Here is a 23312-nt window from a genome sequence, read left to right as displayed (position 1 = left end):
TTTGATAGGGTTTGATTCCGATAATAACTTACAAATAAATGATCGTTGTTAGAGCTAACAGATTTATTCTAAATATTAAAAATGAAGTGAAATGCTTTATGAATTAATACGGGGTGAAATACAGATTTTAGAATAAGTTTATGATTGATTATAGTAGCAGTGAATTAATATTTTAAATGAAAATACATAAATTCATTATTTTGATATTTTTGTATCTTTTTAATATAATTATCTTATACTCAGTGTTGATTACTTGATTTTAGTCTTTTCATACAATAGCTTTGGAGAATCTTGTATCAAGATACAAAAAACCATATTGAAATAACATTAATAGCTATTTAAAAATCTATGTACCATGATACCCTTTGCAAGTAGCAAGTCTTTTTTAGTTACTTGAATTTGATTACCTCAACTTTGATAGTAAAGTCATCAGTTGTATGTTGGTTTCTCTGTATGTTAATCTCCGAGAATACAACTCCGTCAGCACCTATCTTTTTCGCTTTTTCTATTACTTGTTGCCTTGTTGTAACTTGTCCAGATTCAGTAGCTGAAGTTAGGGCAGTCATATGTCCAATAACCTTGTAGGGTTGCTTAATATCCTTCAATGAATAATAGGACTGAACCGTGCTGGTGGGAGAATAGGTATCACCAAAATATGTTGGAGAATACAAAGAGCAAGCTGAAACTAATAGGAACAGAGCTAATGCGAAAAATTTAAGAGACGGCTTCATATGTATGTAGTATATATTCTAAGGTAAAAGAAATTTTAGAAGATCGGAATAGTCTTGATATACCAATTACAAATTGCCAAACAGCAAATATGAGTATTGTTTTTTTTTACGGCCAGTCAATGAGTTTTGGTTTTCTTCGTTTTTTTGAGACAGTCATGCATACAAGCTAGATGTCTTTAGAGGAATTTACTTATCTGACCATACAGCAAGTTCATTTCCTGACGGATCAGTAAAATGGAAGCGATGACCCCCGGGGAATGAGAATATATCTTTTGTAATTTGTCCCTTAGCCTGGATCACTCGTTTTTTTGCGGTATTCAAATCACTGTGATAAAGTACAGTAAGGGCTCCATTAATTATTTGCGTGTCGGTTTTCTCAAAGCCTCCATCCAGACCACTTCCTGAAAAGGCTATATAATTTGGTCCGTAATCAGTAAAAATCCAATTAAAAGCTGTAGCATAAAACTCTTTTATTGCCATTAGATTATGTGCTTTAAATTCTATATAATTAATGTGATTATCGGTCATATACTAGAAGTTCAATTTATAATTTGATGAAGTTAAAAAAACAATCTAATTATTTTATATGATAAATCATCTTCATTTGTAACAGGTTGTGATCCTTCGTTTTTAAAGACAGTTCAAACATTCTCACTTCGAAGCATACCATGTTAAATTTCCTGGCAATTAAAACCAAAGTCGATGATGATCTTCTCAGTTGTAATTGGAATAACTCCAGCTACGAATTAATTATTAAGGGTGATATAATTGATTTAGTAGGGCCTATTTCGCTATTTTGGGATGCCTTTGTGTAACTTTATGGTATATATAAGTTGTAAGCAACCAAAAAGTATCGCTCTACCAAATCGAAAAACCAATGAACAGACAGATAATTCATAAGACAGTGAAAGTAGATGGAGTTAAAATTTTTTACAGGGAAGCAGGGGACAGAAAAAATCCGACTATTCTCCTGTTGCACGGATTTCCTACCTCTTCAATAATGTTCAAAAACCTAATGGTTGAACTTGCCGACAAGTTTCATCTTATTGCACCAGATTATCCGGGCTTTGGGTTCAGCGATTTTCCCTCAATAAAGGAGTTTGATTATTCTTTTGAGAACATTGCGAATTGTATTGACAGGTTTACACAAACAATTAAGTTAAAATCGTTTTCGGTATACCTTCACGACTATGGAAGTTACATTGGTATGCGAATTTGCCTGAAAAATCCTGATAAAATTGACACCATAATTGTTCAAAATGGTAATAATTACCTGGAAGGACACGGACCAAATTGGGACGAAACCAAAGAATACTGGAAAAATCCTACTAAAGAAAAGAAGAAAAAAGTATATGCCTTTTTAAGTAAAGCAGGTACAAAAGAACAATACTTTGCGGGTGTGCCCAAAAAACTTCATCAAAATATTAGCCCCGAAAGTTGGATTTTAGATTGGGAAAGATTGAGCCGTCCAAAGAACCTCAATATGCAATACAAACTAAACTGTACATATCCGACAAACTTTGAAATGTTTCCTGCTTTTCAAGAATATTTTCGGAAATATCAACCACCTGCGCTCATTATTTGGGGGAAATATGACCCTTACTTTGATGTGTCAGAAGCATATTGCTATAAAAGAGACTTGCCAGAAGCTGAAACATACATTCTAGAAGGTGGACATATGACATTGGAAACAAATTTTGACGAAATGGTAGAACTAATAAAAAAATTTTTAAAGAAATAAACCTGGCTGCCTATGCCTGGCAGTTTTGTAATAAAGGGATACTTGTAACACAAAATTTAAATGGGATAAATTCTTTGTTTAACCAAACAGTTTTTGCATTGAAGAAATTCATTTTGCCGGAATTTTAATACGATAAAATTATCAAAAAAACAGATGTAAGCAGGAATATGTTATTTTTAAAATATTTATACTGAATTATTTATGCCTTACAATATACCAAATCATCTGAAAGGTCTTAACGATAGCGAAGTAGCTGCTTCAAAAAAGAAATACGGTTATAACCGGATAGATGTCGCGCATAAAAGTACCTCACTGGAACTGTTGTTGAATATACTGAAAGAACCGATGCTGGTTTTGCTTTTTACCATTTCAGCTATTTATGTAATTATAGGCGACTATGGTGAAGCTTTGTTCATGTTTTTGGCCATTGTGGGAGTTTCTGCCATTTCGTTATATCAGGATACCCGTAGCAAGAAAGCCCTGGAGGCTTTAGAAAAACTGAATGAACCGTTGAGCAAGGTGATTCGTGATATGAAGGTTGTTGAAATCCCAACCAATGAAATTGTGGTCGGCGACCTTTGCATTACCGAAGAAGGGAAAATGATTAATGCAGATGGGAAGATTGTGCACAGCAACGATTTTTCTGTCAATGAAGCATCTTTAACGGGAGAAAGTTTATCGGTATTTAAAAGCAATGAGAGCAAAGATAATAAGGTTTACAGCGGAACCGTAACCGTATCGGGGTTGGCAGTTTTTGAAGTAGAAAAAATAGGAAAAGAAACCCGTCTTGGCAAAATTGGTATTTCTATTTCAGGAATAAAAGAAGAAGTTTCGCCTTTACAGCTTCAAATCCGCAAGTTTGTAAAAACGATGGCATTTATGGGCATTGCCATTTTTCTAATGGTTTGTGCCGTAAACTACTACCATACCCGAAACCTCCTTGAAAGTTTACTCAACGGGCTTACTTTGGCAATGTCTGTGCTTCCTGAAGAAATTCCAGTAGCATTTACCACCTTTATGGCCTTGGGGGCATGGAAACTTATGCGTGATGGTATTATTGTGAAGAGGAGCAGCATTGTGGAGACCTTAGGTAGTACAACAGTTATTTGTACTGATAAAACAGGAACTATTACCGAAAATACGATGCAGCTGAAGCATCTTTACGATTACAATTCGGATAAGATTTTTGAAGAAAAAGATTTTACAGATACAACGCTTTCTACGCTGATTGATTATGCCATGTGGAGTAGTGAACCTGTACCATTTGACCCAATGGAAAAGACGCTTCACAGAATATATGAACAAACGCAATCTAGCGACCAGCGGAGAGCTTTTCAAATGATATATGAATATCCGTTGGATGGCAAACCGCCAATGATGACGCACCTTTTTGAGAATGCAGAAAAGCAAAGGATTGTTGCAGCAAAGGGAGCGCCCGAGGCCATCCTCAACGTTTCTACACTTCCAGAAAATGATAAAGATAAAATAAGGAAGTTAATTAGTGATTTCGGACGGCAGGGGTTTCGGATTTTAGGCGTAGCGAAATCACACTTTGAAGGCGACAATTTTCCCGAAAAACAACAGAAATTCAAATTTGAATTTCTGGGTTTGGTAGTATTCTATGATCCACCGAAAAAAGGTATTCAGGACGTTTTTAGGCATATTTATGATGCTGGTATCAAGGTTAAAGTAATTACGGGCGATAATAGTGATACTACCAAAAGTATTGCGGCACAAGTAGGAATTATAAATACAAACCAATCCATAGAAGGCAAAGAAATTATGGAATATACGGAAGAACAGCTTTTACAGGTCGCCCAGGAAAATGTATTGTTCACCAGAATGTTCCCCGATGCTAAACTTGCTGTGGTAAACGTACTGAAAAAGAAAGGCGAAGTGGTGGCAATGCTTGGTGATGGAGTAAATGATGGTCCGGCTTTGAAAGCGGCACATATAGGAGTAGCAATGGGCAACAAAGGAACGGAAATAGCAAAAGCTGCAGCATCTTTGGTGATTACAAATGACGATCTTGAAAAATTAGTCATAGGAATTGCTGCGGGTAGGAGGATCTACACCAATATAAAAAAAGCTATACAGTATATCATTTCTATTCATATACCAATTATACTTACGGTCTCTCTGCCTTTATTTTTGGGTTGGGTATTTCCGCAGATATTTACACCTGTACATGTTATCTTTCTGGAATTAGTAATGGGGCCCACCTGTTCTATTGTCTATGAAAACGAACCGATGGAGAAAAACACGATGCAACAGCCCCCTCGAACAATGACGGATACTTTTTTGAATCTGCGGGAATTAATTATCAGTATTATACAGGGATTGGTTATCACAGCAGGTGTATTGTTCGCTTATCAGTGGGCTGTTCAAAATGGAGGTAGCGAAGAAAAAACACGAGCCATGGTCTTTACTACTCTGATTATTTCAAATATATTACTGAGCCTGGCTAACCGTTCTTTTTTCTACAGTATATTTGATAGCTTCAAGAACAAAAACCTGCTATTCCCTGTGGTTATTGGTTTAACATTGGTTTTACTTTTTGCCATACTTTATACTCCTTTGGCTGGCTTCTTTCAAGTAACCCAATTGAGTTTATTCGAGTTAGGATTAATATTATTGATTGCAGTTGTCTCGGTACTTTGGTTTGAGGTTTATAAACTGTTTAAAAGAATGAAAAATAAGTCTTAAAAAAACATGACAGAGAATATTAAGTTCGGTTAATAAACAGCTATACTTGAAGATGATTACCGCTTTAAATATTAAAATGCCGTATGCTTACGCAGCTAACTGACGGTTATTTCACCCACGATAAAATGGAGTGAAAAGTGGCAGGTCAAATTAAAAAATTAGACTCGTCCAATCAAAGTTAGATGTAATCATGACCTTGTAGACATCAAGATTAAAACTTTGGTAATCATGTTCGGGTTCTTCTTTTACTATTTATTTCCTTTGTTTACTGATGTCCATAGTACTTATTTTGGAAGCTGTATTTCCGAAGTTACTTCTAATATAGGTTAGTATTTTTGCGATTTCTTCATCTTTCAGGAAATTGAAAGATGGCATTTGCTGATCGTACTTTTTGCCTTTTACTGTAACCTCTCCTGATAAACCATTTAAAACAACTTTAATTAATTTATTGGGTTCACCGGTAACGTATTCTGAACCGGCGAGAGGAGGGAAGATATCTGTAACGCCCAAACCACTATCTTTATGACAAGATGCACAATACGAGCTATACAAGCTTTTTCCATCTGTTACGTTAAGTTTTGTATGGGTAGTTTTAGTACCATTTAAAGGTTTTGATATTGCCTTGTTAACCGGATATAGCTTTAAAATTCTATCATCACTGGCTTTCGGAAATCCGGGTTGGGGGTTCCAGTCGCGATTACTGGTGGCCAGATAAATAGCTCCATCTGGCGCTACAGCTACAGCCCGTAATCTGCCAAAATGCTTTTCCAGATAAATATGTTCTTCATTTATATTTTTTCCATCCTCGCTTAATCTTAAAACTCTTAAACTTTGGCTTTTAAGCGTCGCCAACAATAGGGAATTCCTCCATTCAGGTATAGCTTTAGAGTTATAAAATTTTAGCCCTGCCGGAGCGATTACAGGCGTCCAGGATTTAATAGGTTCCGTACGTCCAAGCTTTTCAGCTATTTCAAGTTCAGTCGGAGTATCATGTAGCCCTTCGATTTGTGGCCAACCATAGTTTCTAAGGGGCATAATTCGGTTAATCTCGTCTTCTATGGCATCTCCATGTTCAGATGTATAAATGGTTCCGGAATCAGAAACAGTTAGACCCTGCATATTTCTAAATCCCCAGGCGTAAACAAGGCTTCCGGAAATGGGATTATCTTCAGGTACAGATCCATCTATATTCATTCTTAAGATTTTTCCATTCAGAGAAGAGCTATCCTGAGCAGAAGTTTGGCTATGTGCATCTCCGGTTGCCCATAATAGCTTACCGTCTTTGTCAAAAGCAATCCTGGCTCCGTTATGGCCTGTATTTCCTGGGATAGTATGTAAAGTCTTTGGGTTTAATAGCGTATCGCCATCTATGGTAAGTCGTACTAACCTAGAGAAGATCTCTTCCTTATTGTTTTTTATAGTATAGCTGATAAACACAAAAGGATTATTTTTTAAATTCGGCGAAACAGCCATTCCCAGTAAACCTAACGTTCTTTTTTGATATACATCGTTTACAGTATAAAGAAGTTTTTTTTCACCGGTCAAAACATTCAACCTGCTAATTTTTCCTGCAATTTCTGTGTATAAGATTTCATGATTATTTATGAATTTCATATCCCAGGGTACCTCTAAACTATCTGCAATTACACTAACAGCAAGAATTGTTTTATCTAACTGAATGTTTGCAATTATGGGGAAGTCAATTTTATTTTTACAAGTGATGCATGTAAATAAAGTAAGCAGACTAAAAAATAATAATTTCATTGCCTTCAACTTTACACCCCACTGAAGGTCTTTTCGATCATGTCTCATTAAAAATGGCTAAAGAATGAAATGTTTTGTCGTTGTATTAATCTTTATGATGTAGAATATTCTTGTGATGTTAAATCTAACATCACAAGAATATTCTGTAGTACAAAAAATAATATGGATACTAATTGAGATATGCTTTTAGTATTATTTGGGCATTATATTTCTGTCTGGTTTTTGGAATGGAAACCGATTATCAGTGTCGGGACTTATTTTATAATTACCAGCTTTTGCAGTAAAAAATACGGTGTTTTTTCCTGGTAGTACCTCTACATTAAAGTTTTTCCTGGTCGATGAACCCTTTACATACCAATTGCCGTCTGCCAAACCATTTAATACTATTTGATAGGTTGTTTTGCCTTTAGGTATGCTTATTTCAAATGCTTTATTAATAAGCATATTGCCTTTAGGCATAGATACAACGCGATTGTCAAACACGAGTACATCACTAAGTTCGCTATTAAGATGTGTTACATCCAGGGGTTTTGTTTCGCCATCCACCAGTTGAAAGACAGTTAAAAACCGGTCAGTTTTGTTAGCTTTAGTCGGAGTAATCATCGTTCTGGAAGCATGCGATTCTGGCATATTTAAGTCTGGAGAGTCAAATTTAACACCAAACGCAGACATAGCTTCATCACCAGACAGAACTTTTATGGTTTGTTCCTGAGGTGCAGGAAGTAACATATTAACATAGGTTTTTCCCACTTTTTCGCCATCTCTGGCCAGTAATATTAATTGTTTATCTTTTACTTCAGGTTTACTTAAGCTGTTAATTTGCCAATATTTTTTAAAGTCAGGATTAGTGCTGGTTATATCATCACTTAATATCACAACGGCAGGAATATCGCTCCTGTCCATATTGACAAAACAAAGTCTCCTGTCGTACCTTTCAATTTTTTTTGAGTAGGCACCTTTTAAATCTACTGCAAAATAACTGTAAAAAGGTTTCAGATTTGATGGGCCGAAATCTGAAGAAATAACTTTGCCGTAATAAAACAAAGAATCATTAAGCACCTGGTCCGGAGTTTCGGGATTTACCCTTACAGAGCGAGAACCGCCACTGTTCACAGTTGACGAGGCAAATTTTTCATTAGGGTCTAGCGTCAACATCATACTATGTGCCAATGAGCTTTTATTAAAGTTTAGATCGTAAGGCGTTCCGTAGAACTTATAAAGCCCAATATCTCCCAGTTGAAAACCTCTATAATATATTTGGATAGCACCTGCATCGCTATGCTGATGATTCGCGAATTGGTATCCTCCTCCTTTAATTTCAACCACAACATCATCACTGTTTTCGCCAAAGTTCCAACCTGTTCTGGCTACCATAGAACCTAAAATAGGACCGAAATCTTTTGTTAAAGCCAGGTAATCTCTATTTGCTGAAGCTTTAATGTTCGGATCATTTAGTAATAGAAAAAGTACCGGATTTACAGACGATCCGCCTACGCGTTGAAAATCATACTTGATTGTTGGATTTTTTGAATATGAATAAGCTCACAACAATGGTAGGGGTGGACTCCAATAGTAAGGTTGTCCTTTTTTCGGAATATTAAAGCCATCGCCATCTCTCAGCATTTGACCGTTAGGCAAACGCATATACAACCACTGGTTATCCAAATTTTTGATATTGCTGTCGAAAACTTCTTTGCCTGTCATCCTGGCAAATAAAGTAGCCGCATGTAAATCCCATCCTAACCGGTAGGCGCCGTAATTTACGCCCTGATTATGTCTGCCAGATTGATATTGAAATTTGCGCATGGGCACAAGTTGTTCTAATATAGCATAGGATGTATATTTATAAGGTGTAGGATCTTCGTCATAGATGGCTATACTCATAGATAATAAATCTCTACAAACCTGAGCTTCATTACCATGTCCATAAACAACAGGTTCTAAAAATGGAGGCCAACCTATTTCCATGTCATCAGCTAAGCGTAGTAAACTTTTATAGATGCGGTTTTTCTGAGTTGGAGTCATCAATTTATAACACCAGTCATAAACTTCAGAAGCGGTGTAAATAGCTCTTCCTAATTCACGGGTTATATCTAATAAATTGCCAAATTCTACATTTTGAAGATACCCATCAATTAAATCCAGAGCTTCCTTGCCAACTTTTTCGTCGCCGGTCATTAAGTAATAAAATGCTTTACGTTCAGCAGCAATTTCTAGCTTTTCATTATGTTGGGTCTCAACCTCCGGATTGTACTTCACGGAGAAAGGAGTGAGCGCTGTTTTCTTAACTTCAGCCCAGGCAGCTGCATTTTCTTCAGCCGTTAAGCTGGCTTTAATACCAGGTAAAGATTCTGGATTTACCCAAATTCTTGGACGTGAAATTGGCGGTACTATCTTGGGAATGTAAGCTTCAGCCTTTTCAGGCACCGCTGGTGCAACGTAGGTGCTAAACTCAACATAGTCGAAATTGATTCCTCTTGGTAGCCAAATTTTAAGTGTTTGTGGTTTCCCGGTTAAGTCAAACTTTCCAGAGGTTTGCAAGGCAACATCCCAGGGCACATAAACCACTCGTTTGGTAGGTCTGTTATCATCAATTTGAATTTTAATAAATAGAGACTCATATTTAGTTTTAGCATTTTTTAAAAGCTTTTCGCCCTCCTTATTTTTTCTTGCCAATGTGCGCATTACATATCTTCCGGGTGTTGCAGACCGAATGTTAAATACTAAATCGGCTTCTTGTCTTTGGTTGTCCAATGCTGCGGATACACCAGTTTTTAAAGAAGTACCTTTACCTTTGGTTAAACGACTATCTTCAACAATTTCGGTGGTGGATGGATTTATTTTAGCAGATTCAAATGTGAAGCGTATTTTTTCCACTTTTGAGTTATTCGAAGAAGGGTATTGACCGCTACTTACTGCTGGAAAAGCTAGCCCTGCACAGATAATAGTCAGAATTAACCGGGAGTAAATCCCGGCTTTTAAAAATACATTCATATTGAAATTTAATGTTTAGTTTATTGGCTTAAAGATGATAGCATCTGCAATCACTTTTCCCTTACCATGTTTATCAAGAACTTCTACAAAAACCTGTCTGCCAGCATTAAAATTGTAAGTTCCCAGATTAACCCATTCGCCGTTACTTTCGTTATTATTTCCTAATACTTTGATGTCAGATGATGTTAATGTAAGTGACTTATTAGTTTTTCCATTAAAAATGTTGAAGTTCAATTCGCCTGGAAATTTTTTATTAACTTCCGGAATGTAAGCATACACAGTATATTTTCCGCTTTGTTTTAAAGACGGTGAAAATTTTACTGTATTTTCTTTTTCAGAAGCCTTGCTGATTAGTACACTTCTACCATAGCCACCTTTAGCTTGTTTCCAATTTCCATTAATGATAACATGGTCTTTGTCTTCATTATCGACTAATATTTCTAAAGGCTTTTTGTCAAGAATTGGATCTTCTGTAAGGATTTTTTGCAATTTGGCTACATCTATATCCTGTACACTTACTTTAGAATCAATTGCCATAACTGCAGCAGTTGCTGCAGATTGTCCCATGACCATAAAAACCGGTTCCATTCTAATTGAACCAAATGCAATATGCGAGGCAGAAAGACAAATTGGAACTAAAATATTTTTACATTCTGATTGCTTGGGTACCAGCGCCCTATAGGAGATAGGGTAGGGACCGGCAACAGGAATTTGGACATCGCCTTCGTTTTTTACCATGCCATTAATAACTATTCTTTGGCAAGTATGCGAGTCCATTCCATAGGCAGCCATTCCAACACCATCCGTAACCGTTTCAATGCCATCACAATGTTTTTGTGTCATTACCATTTCTCCAACCATTCTTCTCGCTTCACGAACGTATAGTTGGTTAGAGAAACCATTTAAATCCTTAAATTCATCTTTACTATAACCCCAGGTTTGCATGTCATTTCTTACATGAAGAGGTACACTGTTATCATTCGCTAAGAAATAAAATAGTCCTTTTGTATAGTCTTCGTGTGCTTTCCAAATTTTTTCTCTGGTAGCATAATCTCCTTCCGGATAGTCATAGTTAGCACCAACCATATCGGTAGAAAAAGCTCCGAAATTATTGAAATCTGTTTTGCCATTTGGCATGTATTTTATGAGGAAACCTCCTTCATTAATTACGGTTACACTATCACCATTTGTGATACGTTTAAACGTTCCATTAATTCCCTTCCAACTTTCTTTTTCGATTACCCTGGCTAACAATGCATATTTTTTTGCGTCATAGTTTTCGGGACGGGTGAAGGGAATTTGATTACTTTTATCTTGCGTTAAGCAGATACGAAAGTTATAAGCCTGAATCAATTTATCTCCACTTCCGGTTTTGTTCATTTTAGCATCGTTTATTCCGTAAAGTAAACCACTTTCGGGCTTGCCAGGAACTACGTAAGGGTCAATTCCGTCTGGGAATTGATGGTATTCAGATAGCTGAACGCCATTATAAGTTTCACCATATTGTGCGTTTGATTCTCTGCCAATCGTATAGGAAACGCCAGCTTTAGCCATCAAATCTCCTTCATAGGTGCAGTCTAAAAATACCTTCGCCTGTATTGTTTGATTAGTGATTTTAGATGGCTTATCAGAAACTTCTACCGTTATCTCTCTGATATAACCATCTGTTTTCTGGACGCCTGTTAGCCTGTGATTTCTGACAATTTCAATTTTAGCTTCAGCAATCATATTGTCGAATACTTTAGACGCTACATGAGGTTCAAAAGTCCATTGCTCTAATTTGCCGTAATGGGTTCCAATTTGCCTGTAGAATTCTTTAGCCAATCCTGTTATTGCATATTTATTGCCAATATCAGTGGCGCCCAAACCACCAGTAGTTAAGCCCCCAATATATTTGCCAGGTTCGATTACCAAAACAGACTTACCTAGCTTTTTTGCAGTATATGCTGCTATTATTCCGGCAGAGCTTCCTCCATAAATGCAAATGTCAACTTTACGAATATTTTGTGCGACAGCGCTAATGCTGAACATAACCGCCATTAGCAGTATGGTATATCTTATTTTTTTCATTTTACTATAATTCTGAGATTAATTTGAAGATGGATCGACTTTGTAATAAATACCCTGTTTATCTAAGTGCTGAAGAAAAGCAGGAAGAGATTTCATGAAGCCTTCATAAGACTTCCTGTCTTTGGTAGTCCAGCCCACTTCTGCATAAGCAGCTAATCTCGGGAATACCATTCCCTGCATATCTTTTATAGTAGGAATCCACTCACTCCACATATGACAGGCAGAACCTAAAATTCTTTTTTCAGATGCAGTATCTAAGCCTGCAGGCACCGGGTCAAATGAGTAAGCTTCCTTTAAAGATAAGTTAGGATAATCCAGATAGGTGCTACTATGTAAAGAATTGACAGCATTGTAACCTTTGTTTAATGCATCTTTCATTAACTCTAAATCGCCTTTCCAGAAATCCACTATAGTGTTGGAAGCTAATTTAGTTTTTACAGATACATCGGAGTCTGCGGTGTAGTCATGAATTTTAATACCTAAGATTTCATTCCAACCCATCATTCTGCGGCCTTTGCTTTCTATGTAATGAGAAACCTTATTTGTAAACCAAACTTGTAAATCTGCCGGAGAACCTAAACCTTTTTCTTTAATGAAATCTGTTATTTCCTTGTTGTTTTTCCATTGTTCGTATTTTACTTCGTCTCCTCCGATGTGGATTACCCTGGAAGGAAAAAGTTCGATTATTTCGTCTAGTACTCCCGTTATAAAAGTCCAAACCCGTGGATCAGAAACTCTTAATACGTTTGGCTGATTAGCGAAGCTATGAGGGACTTTTATAGGAGTATCTAAACTACCTAAAAAAGGATAAGCCGCTATCGCTGCGCTTGTGTGGCCTGGCATATCTATTTCTGGAACAACTGTAATATGTCTTGCTGCGGCATAGGCAACAATTTCTTTGATATCTTCCTGAGTATAAAACCCACTGTGAGGTTTTCCATCATAAAAACCACCTCTAATGCGATTGATTTTAATCTCCGACGAATCTCTTTTTGCGCCAACTTCGGTCAATAAAGGATATTTTTTTATCTCCACTCTCCAGCCGGTATTGTCTGTTAAGTGCCAATGAAATACATTCATTTTTAAGTAAGCCATCTGGTCTAGCAGCTGCTTAACCACATTTTTTCCTTTAAAATAACGCGCTTCGTCAAACATAAACTCTCTCCATCCAAAACGTGGTTCATCAAATATCTCTACACATTTTAGGCTAAGTGTGCTATTGTTCTGTTGTAGAATTTGGCGAAGCGTTTGGATACCATAAAAAATACCTTTGGCGTCTGTAGCATGGATAGTAATGCCTTTTTGAGTTACTTTGAGCAGATAAGCCTCTGGATTGATACTTTTTAATGAATTTTTAGATATTAATAAACTTATGCCGGAAACAGAATTGTTTTTCCCGCTTGATAACTCTAAATTATAATCGGTTTTAAAATAGTCTCTGAGCAGCTTCGCCTCGTTAGATAAATTTGCAGAGGAAATTATTGTTGTTTTTGGGGATATGACAAATACCCCAGGTCGCTCAATTACTTCTAAAGGTTTCGGAATAACATTTACAGCTGCCTTTCCCGAAGAAAAACATAAAGCTATAGTGAAAAATGCCACGACTATGTATTTAACCGTGTAATATTGATATGCTGTATAAGATTTATGATTAAAAGTCATTATAATTATGTTTTAGCACCAGCCGTAAGCCTTGTGGTTAATGCTATTGGAATATTTTATTCTATTGTAATTTCTATTTCTTTAGTAATTGTACTGCTTTCACCATTGCGGCTATTTAATGCTACAAAGACTACTTTATAAATACCTTTAGCATTAAACACATATTCATAAGTTTCGGGTAACACTTCTAAAATATCCTTAACAGATTTAGGGTAATCTCTATTAGCAGCATCAGGGTATACCGGTCCGCTAACCACCCAATTTTCTGTTTCTTTAGCATCTCTTGCCGCTGTAGGCTGACTTAAAGTAGTGCTACTTACGACCCAACCATGTATAGGATCATTCTTAACATTAAGAGTTTTCCATCCCATATTTTTAATCTCACCTACTATACTGGTTCCAGACCCATCATTATATTTATTTTGAATAAGTACTTTTCCGATAGTCCACCTGTCTTGTGCTCCGGTAGCAGTAGTTTTTACATGAGATCTAAATGCTATATATAATGGTTTAAAAGGTTGAACTATATCAGACAAGTCTGCGGTGCCAATTGCAGTTTGCGCACTTGTCGCAGCTGTAGGAATAGTATAACGGTTGCTAATATCTATCCAATTAGCATTAACAATACTTGTTGAATCTCTTAATGCATTAAGCTCTGTTGTGGCATAAATAAATAAAGATCTGGTTCCAAGAGTATTAAGTAATCTGGCCGTGATTTCACAAGTAATCTTTCCGTCAGCTCGTAACCGGTCTCTGTTTTCATATTTTGAACCATTTTCGCCACTGTACATAGCTAAGTAGTCGGCGTCTCCGCTAAACTTAAATCGAACGGTATCACCCAGATTATAAGTCATTTTGTCAACTGATACATCAAAAGATGGTACGCTAACATCTTCTTTAGTGCAGGCACTGAAAAACAATCCAGTTAAAACTGCTATAAATATTTTTTTCATACTTACGTAATTACCAGCCTGGGTTTTGGGTTAGTTTTCTATTTAAAATGAGTTCGGTAGATGGTATAGGCATATATATATGCTTGGGTCTTACATTGGCGAAGGCTCTGGTATTTGGTGAACCTGCAGCTTTTTCATAGTAAAACAGATCATCCATTTTTTCTACAAATAAATTCCAACGGAGCAGGTCCATTCTTCTATAACCTTCAAAGCATAATTCCCGGGCTCGTTCGTCTACTATAGCATTGAAAAAATCACTTTTGCTCATTCCTAACGGGAGATCAGCATCTGTTAAACTGGTGATTGTTGCAGTTACACCGGTTACCGCTACGCCATTTAATTTAACTGTTGGTTCTGATTGATAAAACTTACCTCGCGAGGTAATAGTAAATCCGGTTAACCTGTTTGAGGCTATAATTGCTGTTGCACTGGCTGCAGTAGTTGCACCTCCACCTTCTATAGTTACGGTTGGGGCCGTAGAATATGCAAGGCCTGCGGGGAATTTAATTTCCTTTAATACATTTCCATTTAGCTCTTTGCCGTAGGCTCTTTTTCTTACCAGATTTACGGCAGTATAAGCGCTATCTGTAGGCTGGCCTTCAACTTCATTTGCTGCTTCTGCATACATCAATAATACATCAGCATACCTTAATATAGTGGTATTGATAGGCGACAACTTTGTTTTTGGCGTAAATGTTTCATATTCTCTTCTCCACTTACCCATATACATGCTGTAAGGCCTGGTAATTGTTGTTTTAACGCCAACAGCAGTTAACCCATATTCGTAATTTGCACAATTCCAATCACGACGTAAATCTAAAGTAGGTCTGATAACCGCTGTTGAAGCAGGATCTACAACACTGTATAAGTTAAATAATGTTTGAGTGGTAGATATACGCCCAGAATTATAACCGATATTTAAATCCGAAGCTCTAATTCCGGCAAGAGTGTTAAAGTTGTTGGCTTCTGAAGTTCCCGTACCATTACCATAGAATTCTATCTCCCAAATGCTTTCTTTTACATCATATTCATCTTTGGCTAATTTTATAAAGATATCGGTATAATCTTTATTTAAAGCATGTTCTCCGGATGTAATAACTTTATATGCCCAGTTTTTAGCATCGTTGTATTTACTTCTGTCCTTTAAAGGTTCGCCAGCCATTTGTAAGCAAACTCTTGCAAGAATTCCCTGTACAGCAGTTTTGGTAACTTTACCACTATATCCTAACTTGGTAACAGTTTGTTTCTCTAATAAAGATTCGGCAGTAGTCATATCCAGTAAAATCTGTTCGTAAACCTCTTTAAGAGGAGTTCTTGCAATGCTTACATCGGTAACCGACTTGGTAGGTTCGATAATTAAAGGTACAGCGCCAAAATTAGATGCTAAAAGGAAATAGTGATACCCGCGTAAAAATAAAGCCTCGCCTTTAATAATTTTCCTTCTTTCTTCATTCATTGCAGGTTTATCAATATTTGCTAATAGCAAATTGGCTCTATAGATACCTCTATATAGTGCAGTCCAAAAGGCTCTAATCTCTGGAGTAGAAGCATTATACTCATAATAAGCATAGGCGAGTGCACCACTGGAAAGCCATATATTAAAGGCAGCTTCGTCTGTTTGTGCATTATATGCATATAGCATATCCCTTCCATATAATTCGTTACTTCCTAAATTGTCGTAAACTCCATTCAATCCATTTTGCAACTCTTCCTCAGTGGAATAGTAGTTTTTTTCTAATGTAAAGTTTGTCGGTTCTGTATCTAAAATTTTAGTACACGATACCGATAACGATGCAATTGATATGATAGTGATTAATGATTTTAATTTCATGACTAAGGTAGGTTAAAAGGTAAGATTAAGTCCAAAAGTAATTGTCTTTGCCCGAGGATATGCTGCATAATCAAAACCTTGAGTTAACGTAGAATAGCCTACAGAAACTTCTGGATCTGGTCCGGTATAATTAGTCCATGTTAATAGGTTTTGTGCCGAAGCATATAGCCTTAAATTTTTGATACGATGTCTGTTAGCAAATTCTGATGGAAGATTATAGCCTACAGACACCGTTTTAAGTCGTAAATAAGAACCATCTTCAACCACTCTGTCAGAAAAATGAGCAGGACCTTGTCCGTTTGCCGCAGGAATATCACTTGTTTGATTATCAAGTGTCCAACGGTTCGCATAAGACGCAAACTGGTTGAGGTTTTTACGGCTGCTACCCTCAAACAGATACCTGTTGGCATTTATTAAATCGTTACCGTAGGACCATTGCAATAGTACATTTAAATCAAAGTTTTTGTAGCTGAAATTATTTGTAAAACCACCGGTATGGATAGGTAAACTCTTACCAATGATGGTGTAATCACTGGTAGTAATCTGGCCATCGTCATTTAAATCTTTATATTTAATGTGTCCTGGTTTAATAACCGAGCTTACGTTTCCGTTGGTAGGAATATTATTTTTTAAAACATAGTTACCAGAACCATCAATATTAAAATCATCAACCTGATAAACTCCATCAAATAAAAGTCCATACATCTGTCCGATTGGTTGGCCTAATATAGAAACATAGGAGTACAATGCAGAGTATGAATTATTGAAGTTGACCGATGCAGGTAATGCATTTTGATTTTCTGCCAATGCTAAAACCTTGTTTTTATTAAAACTGATGTTAAAACTGGAAGACCATCTAAAGTCTTTTGAGTTAATATTTATAGAGTTTAAACTTATTTCCAAACCCTTGTTAGACATTTTACCAACATTTTTAAATGCTGTTAAAACACCGGTAGTTCTCGGTACATCAGCAAGCAATAATAAATCGTCTGTAACCTTGTTGTATAGATCAACCTCTAAAGTAATTCTTTCTTTAGCAAAGCCCATGTCTACACCAATGTCCGCTTGGCGGGTTGTTTCCCATTTTAAAAGAGGATTACCAATAGAATTTATAATAGCTCCTTTAGATGGAGTCGAATTGTTGTAAGAGTAACCTCCGGATATAGGAAAAGTTATAGCAGTCAGATAATCAAAGTCGCCAATTCTATTGTTACCCGTAAGACCATAGCTGGCTCTGAACTTAAGATTCGTAAGAACATTTTGCTTTTTGAAGAAATCTTCTTTGCTGGCTACCCAGGAAAATGCGGCGGAAGGGAAATATCCCCAGCGATTCTCCTTAATAAATTTAGAAGAGCCATCGGCCCTGAAAGTACCGGTTAGCAGATATTTACTTTTATAAGAATAATTTATACGACCTAAATAGGACATTAACCCCCAACTCGAACTAGCAACGCTACCAATATTTGTTGTCGATTCATCTAAACCATCAATTCCTAAGTTCTCATTAGGAACCAGTAACGCACTAAATCCGCTTCTGCTTATTTTATTTGTCTGCATGGTATAACCCGCAACAGCATTTATTTTGTGCACCTTATTAAAGGTTTTAACATAGCTTAGCGTGTTTTCGTTTAATAGATTAGAAGCAGTAGAGTTATATATAGATCCATTTACACCCCTCGAAGGGTTGATTGTGAAATTACCTTGCAGCGTATTGGAATTATTAAAAGACTCATTAGATCCGAATCTATTGGTTAACCCACCAGTAACCTTTAATTTCAAGTTTTTATTAAAAGCATATTCTGCATATGCGTTAATATAAAGCATATGACTGATGGATTTTCTATGCTCATTTTTTGCGGAATATATTGGATTAAAACGATAATCGTCACCTGATCCGGAAGGGTCAAAAATTTCATCCTCTAAATCTAACTCTTCGGTACCGGTAACCGGACGGAAACCCCAAACCGAATACATTTGGTTTAGCGAAGGGTTAGAACTCGCCCCATTCTGAATTGTTCCGTAATTCTCATTTCTGCTGTAGTTAAGGTTGGTGCCAATACTTAATTTTTTATTTATAGTTTGGTCTAACGTTATTCTGCCCTGATATCTTTTTAAACCAGAATTTATTACGATACCTTCCAGATCTCTATAGTTACCAGAAATAGAGTAGAGCGTTTTTTCTGATCCACCTCTGACAGAAATATCGTAGTTTTGAACTGCTGCAGTTCTGAAGTATTGGTCTTCCAGATATAAGCCATCTACGTTTCTATAAGACTCTAAAGTGTTCCCATTTGAATCGTAATAGGGGTCATTTAAAGCTAAGTCTCCGGGGGTGTATATCTGGGCAGGAGTTTTAACCGTGGCAGAGCCACCTCCCAATTCAAGTTGCAACTTCACAAACTCGTAAGGGCTTAAAGTTTCTACCCGGTGAGTGTTTTTTTGTAAACCGTAATAGGAATTGAAATTAATAACCGGATCTCCTTTTTTACCCTTTTTAGTGGTAATTATGATAACTCCATTAGCGCCTCTGGAACCATAAATTGCTGTTGCGGACGCATCTTTTAATACGTCAATAGATTCGATATCATTTGGGTTGATAGAACTATTGTCAGAGTCTTCCATAGGAAAACCGTCAATCACATATAAAGGAGAATTGTCCTGGGTAATTGAGCCCGGACCACGAATAACAATGTTATTTACGGCTCCCGGTTGCCCATCAGTACCGGATACGGTTACACCAGCTACACGGCCGGCAAGTGCTTCATCAAAACTGGTAACAGGCGCTTTGGCAAGATCTTCCATATTAACAGAAGCCACTGATCCGGTAAGATCGCTACGCTGTACGCTACCATAACCAATAACAACAATTTCATTCAACTTTTTAAGGTCCGCTTTCATCTGTATATTCAAGACGTTCTTTCCATTTAAAGGAACTTCTTGTGTGAGATATCCCATAAAAGAGAATACCAGTACAGCAGTTTGATGGTCTGCGACGTTAATACTGTATAAACCACTTGCATTGGTTACAGTTCCTGTGGCAGAGTTTTTTACCTTTACCATTACTCCGGGCATTTCCAGCCCTTTTTCATCGGTCACCTTTCCGGTAATGGTGGCGTTCTTTGCGGTCGAGGTTTTTTTCGATTTTATAATTATAGTTTTAGAAACTATCTGAAAAGTAAAGGGTTGGTTTCTAAAACATTCCTCCAGGCTTTTTTCTAAAGAAGCATCTTTAAGGTTTATTGAAACAAGATTTGCCGCTTTAAGATGATCTAAATCATAAAAAACAGAATATCCACTTTGTTTCTCAATTTGCTTTAAGACATTTTCTATCGATAAATTTTTTCCGGATATGTTGATTTGCGAAAACGCAGCGGCGCTTACCTGAAGAGATATCGCAGCCGATAAGATAAATGCAAATGCTTTCATGACGTTTTTTTTGGTCTTTAAAAGGCTGCTCTTTCTTAATTTTTTTAGACATAGCAGTTTAATGCTATGAATCGTAAAATCCATATATTTGTGATAATGTTGTTAGATAATAATTGATTAAAAGAGGTATTGTCTACACTTACGGCCGGATAAGTGGCAGCTTTCCGGCTTTATGCTTTTTTCCATAATACTATTTCATACTTACACTCCTTCCTTTTGTTACGAAATTTATATCACTGGTTAATTCAATCATAGAAAGTACCTCGGCAAGCTTAACATCTCTGGAGATTGTGCCGTTAAACTTTTTATTCGGAATAGAGCTTTCGTCTATTTCAATATCATACCAGCGTTCCAGCTGGCGCATAATAGTTTTTAAGTCGGTATTATTAAACTTAAATTTGCCGTCTTTCCAGGAAGTAACAGATTCTGTATCTATATTTTGATTGACATGAATTTCAGCATTCCTGCCTGTTAATTCTCCCTGCTCACCAGGTTTTAAAACTACAGAAGATTGAGTTGCTGTCATTTTAACACTACCCTCTAAAAGCGTAACACTTGTAGATTTCTCGTTTGTATAACCGTTAATATTAAAGTGTGTCCCCAATACTTCAACTGTAGTATTATGAGCTTCCACACTAAACCTTTTATTAGACTTTGCAACCTCAAAATATCCTTCTCCGGTTAATTCTACTCTTCTTTCATTTTCTGTGAATAATAAAGGAAAGCGTAGCGAAGAAGCTGCATTTAACCAAACTTTACTGCCATCGGGCAATATTATTTTATAGGTTCCACCTTTTGGAGTGCTTATGGTATTGTAAGATAACTTTGAGTCTATATTATCGCTCGCGTCAATGATGTAGGTAATATTTCCATCGGCATCATTTTCTATTTTAATGCCACTTTCTTCGTTTATATGTCCAATAGTAGAATCTAATAAAATTGTAGAGCCGTCAGATAAAGTTAAAGTTGCTATATTTTGTCCTGCTTTAATTTCTGTAGTTTTCTGTGCAACCAATTTATGCGGCTCAGTTTTATTGATCTTAAACAGTAATAAGGAGAGTATTGAAACGAGGATAATAGATGCAGCAACAGCATATTTTTTCCATAGGCCATTTTTTCTTTCAGGTTCGTCTAAGTGCATACGCCTGCGAAGACTGGTTAAATCTTCCAGCAATTCCTCGTCGCTCAGGTCAGTATCGAAATCAGTACCGTTTAAAATCCAGTCTTCTACCCATTGTTTTTCTTCAGCACTGGCATTGCCTGCCCGGTATCTAGCTAATATTTCTTCTTCCTTTGTCTTATCCATAGTTTTAGAAGTTTGGCTTCTAAATAACTAAAACAGTTAACAAGACAAGAAGGGTTAGTGGAATTTAAAAAAAAACTAAAACAGAAAAATATAGAGGTCTCCCAGCTTTAACTTTAAAATTTTTAGAGCCGAGTGCATGTGGCTTTTTACCGTTTCGGGGGATATATTTAGTTCCTGGGCGATTTCTTTGCGGCTTAGATTTTTTTTGCGGCTGAGTTCGAATACTTTGCGTGTTCGCGGATTTAAGTTGGCAATTTCTTCTTCAATTACTTTTTGTAAATCTTTCTGGCGAACCAGGAAATCCGTGTCATCACAAAGGTTTGTAAGGTATTTATTAAAAGATTCAATGTATTTTGTAGAAACTTTCTGTCTGGTGATTTGATTAATTATCCGATTTCTAAGTGCTGTGTATAAATAAGCAATCAATGTATATTTTTCAGCAATATCCTCACGATCAGACCAGAGCTTTAGAAAAAGTTCATGTATAAGGTCTTTTGTTTCTTCTCTGTTTTTTAAGCGCCGATAAGCAAATATGTATAAATGTCCGTTGTATCGATCGTAAATTTCTGTATAAGCAAGATGATCGCCGTCCTTTAACCGGATAAGAAGCTCTTCATCAGAATATTTGCTGTATGTCGGCATTACAATCTGTTTGGTTTTTTGAGTTTAACGGTGTTTATAAGAACCAAATTAGTTAATTTAAAAAGTCTGGTCAAGGTATCTTTAAAATATTTTAAGCAGATGATTTATCATCAATTCAAAATAATTTAAATAAAAAAATATCTGGCTATCAAAAAAACTAGGCGTATATCATAAAACAGATTGCGAACTGCTGTTTTCTATGAGTTTAGTAATAATATCAGGTGTGGTTATATAGAATGTGTTATCGCAAAATTGTTACCAGAATCCAGCACTTTAGATTCTGGTAACAATGCCATAAGTCTGTTATTTCTGTTGTTTGAATTTTTTTAATTCTGTAACGCGATAAGGTTTTTTACATGCATAATGTGCGGCATTTTGCGCCATTTCTGCTTGATAAGCACTGATGCTTTCCGGATAAAATGTATTACCAATAACATTGGTTTTAAAAATCATTTCATACCATGTACAAGAGGCTATATACCTGCCAAGATATAAACTAAGGTGGAGATCGTCGCGATTAAGATTGTCGCCCACGAAAGACGTTCTTGCATTTTGAATAGCCGTACCGGAAGGTATTAATAAATCAAAATCGTATTTCTTTTTAATTTTTTTAGTAGTCTCTACTATAGCTTTATACATATTTTCCTGACTGTTCCCATATTTTTCGAATCGCTTTACAGGAGACGAACTTCTATAAGCCCATGTTTGGTGAATGATGTATTTGGTTTTTGACTCACTTTTACTTTTTACATAGTTAAGTAGGTTTGCAAGCGGACTTAAATAAGTTTCATACAAGCCTGATTTGGTACTTACCTGTTGAAAACTGATGTAATCCCATTTTTCGTCAGCTAAAGCAGAGGCTATGGAAACACCTGCTGTTTTTACTTTTTCTCCATCTATACCAACTTTTCTATAGTTATATTTACCAAGATTCCCCGAGGCATTTTTCCAATGCAGGTCTAAATCGGAAGCTCCGATAAATAAATTGCCCAGTATTACTTTTTTTCCATCCGCTTTTGCCAAACCAAATAAAAAGTGCTCCATGGCATCCTCCGAGAAACTATTACCAATTGCCAGAATTCTTATAACACCATCTGCTTTTGGATTTAAATTAGCATTGGCATTACCAATGCTTAGAAATGAAGTTAAATACAGTAAAAAAACTAGTTTAAACTTGCTAAGGCTAAAAAGATTGTTCATAATAAGTGTGTATTAAATAATAGGGGCGGCTAAAATACTTATTTTATAATATTCTTTTTTGGGTTTTTATCAGTTTTGGGTTTTTGTGTTGTTTTTAAGTGTATTCAAAGGATAGGCTGAGCTGATTTTTAGTAAATATGTTGTGTTGTGATTGTATTTTATGTTTTTTACGGGTATAATCTGTTGTTTCGGTGTTTTTTTCGATAGAAGGAGTGCGAAATTAGTGTGTTTAATTTAGTTACGGTAAACTCCTTATTAAGGTAAATATTAACTTCCCGGACTTTTT

15 protein-coding genes are annotated in these 23312 nt (G+C 36.3%); 2 read left to right on the top strand and 13 right to left on the bottom strand.

Annotated features, from left to right (window positions below; all coding sequences use genetic code 11):
- Window positions 1-389 precede the first annotated feature (389 nt).
- On the bottom strand, window positions 390-731 hold the full coding sequence (locus tag ABWO41_RS03860) for a hypothetical protein (protein WP_353133717.1): 342 nt from the start codon (window positions 729-731) through the stop codon (window positions 390-392).
- 186 nt (window positions 732-917) lie between these two features.
- Complete coding sequence (locus ABWO41_RS03855) at window positions 918-1259, bottom strand: VOC family protein (RefSeq protein WP_353133714.1); 342 nt, start codon at window positions 1257-1259, stop codon at window positions 918-920.
- 349 nt (window positions 1260-1608) lie between these two features.
- Between ABWO41_RS03855 and ABWO41_RS03850 the strand changes: the two genes are divergently transcribed.
- The gene (locus ABWO41_RS03850; protein ID WP_353133711.1) at window positions 1609-2472 is read left to right on the top strand and encodes an alpha/beta fold hydrolase; all 864 of its coding nucleotides are present in this window, start codon (window positions 1609-1611) and stop codon (window positions 2470-2472) included.
- Between the two features lie 201 nt (window positions 2473-2673).
- Window positions 2674-5178 carry a cation-translocating P-type ATPase gene (locus ABWO41_RS03845; RefSeq protein ID WP_353133708.1) on the top strand — a complete coding sequence of 835 codons (2505 nt, stop codon included), beginning with the start codon at window positions 2674-2676 and terminating at the stop codon, window positions 5176-5178.
- 252 nt (window positions 5179-5430) lie between these two features.
- On the opposite strand, the gene ABWO41_RS03840 is transcribed toward ABWO41_RS03845, so the two are convergent.
- From ABWO41_RS03840 to ABWO41_RS03790, 11 genes are all read right to left on the bottom strand, one after another.
- Complete coding sequence (locus tag ABWO41_RS03840) at window positions 5431-6942, bottom strand: PQQ-dependent sugar dehydrogenase (protein ID WP_353133705.1); 1512 nt, start codon at window positions 6940-6942, stop codon at window positions 5431-5433.
- 192 nt (window positions 6943-7134) lie between these two features.
- Window positions 7135-8316 (bottom strand): hypothetical protein, encoded by a 1182-nt coding sequence (locus ABWO41_RS03835; RefSeq protein WP_353133702.1) that lies wholly within the window; start codon window positions 8314-8316, stop codon window positions 7135-7137.
- Between the two features lie 168 nt (window positions 8317-8484).
- A complete protein-coding gene (locus ABWO41_RS03830) occupies window positions 8485-9936 on the bottom strand; it encodes a hypothetical protein (protein ID WP_353133699.1) in 1452 nt (483 codons plus the stop codon).
- 15 nt (window positions 9937-9951) lie between these two features.
- Window positions 9952-12006: an FAD-dependent oxidoreductase gene (locus ABWO41_RS03825; protein WP_353133697.1), complete on the bottom strand. Its 2055-nt coding sequence runs from the start codon at window positions 12004-12006 to the stop codon at window positions 9952-9954.
- Window positions 12007-12024: 18 nt separating this feature from the next.
- Entirely contained in the window at window positions 12025-13668 is a 1644-nt protein-coding gene (locus tag ABWO41_RS03820; protein WP_353133694.1) for a beta-N-acetylhexosaminidase, read from the bottom strand.
- 56 nt (window positions 13669-13724) lie between these two features.
- Entirely contained in the window at window positions 13725-14621 is an 897-nt protein-coding gene (locus tag ABWO41_RS03815) for a DUF5017 domain-containing protein (RefSeq protein ID WP_353133691.1), read from the bottom strand.
- Between the two features lie 10 nt (window positions 14622-14631).
- Window positions 14632-16452 (bottom strand): RagB/SusD family nutrient uptake outer membrane protein, encoded by a 1821-nt coding sequence (locus tag ABWO41_RS03810; protein ID WP_353133688.1) that lies wholly within the window; start codon window positions 16450-16452, stop codon window positions 14632-14634.
- 12 nt (window positions 16453-16464) lie between these two features.
- Window positions 16465-19878, bottom strand: a complete 3414-nt coding sequence (locus tag ABWO41_RS03805; protein ID WP_353133685.1) for a TonB-dependent receptor — start codon at window positions 19876-19878, stop codon at window positions 16465-16467.
- 190 nt (window positions 19879-20068) lie between these two features.
- Complete coding sequence (locus tag ABWO41_RS03800; protein ID WP_353133682.1) at window positions 20069-21184, bottom strand: FecR family protein; 1116 nt, start codon at window positions 21182-21184, stop codon at window positions 20069-20071.
- Between the two features lie 75 nt (window positions 21185-21259).
- Window positions 21260-21826: an RNA polymerase sigma factor gene (locus ABWO41_RS03795; protein ID WP_353133679.1), complete on the bottom strand. Its 567-nt coding sequence runs from the start codon at window positions 21824-21826 to the stop codon at window positions 21260-21262.
- A 303-nt stretch (window positions 21827-22129) separates the two neighbouring features.
- A complete protein-coding gene (locus tag ABWO41_RS03790; RefSeq protein ID WP_353133676.1) occupies window positions 22130-23026 on the bottom strand; it encodes a DUF4886 domain-containing protein in 897 nt (298 codons plus the stop codon).
- Window positions 23027-23312: the final 286 nt, after the last annotated feature.

The organism is Pseudopedobacter sp., assembly GCF_040392825.1.
GTDB lineage: Bacteria > Bacteroidota > Bacteroidia > Sphingobacteriales > Sphingobacteriaceae > Pseudopedobacter.
Note: the sequence above shows the minus strand (reverse complement) of the source record. Positions and strands in the feature narration are given on the sequence as shown.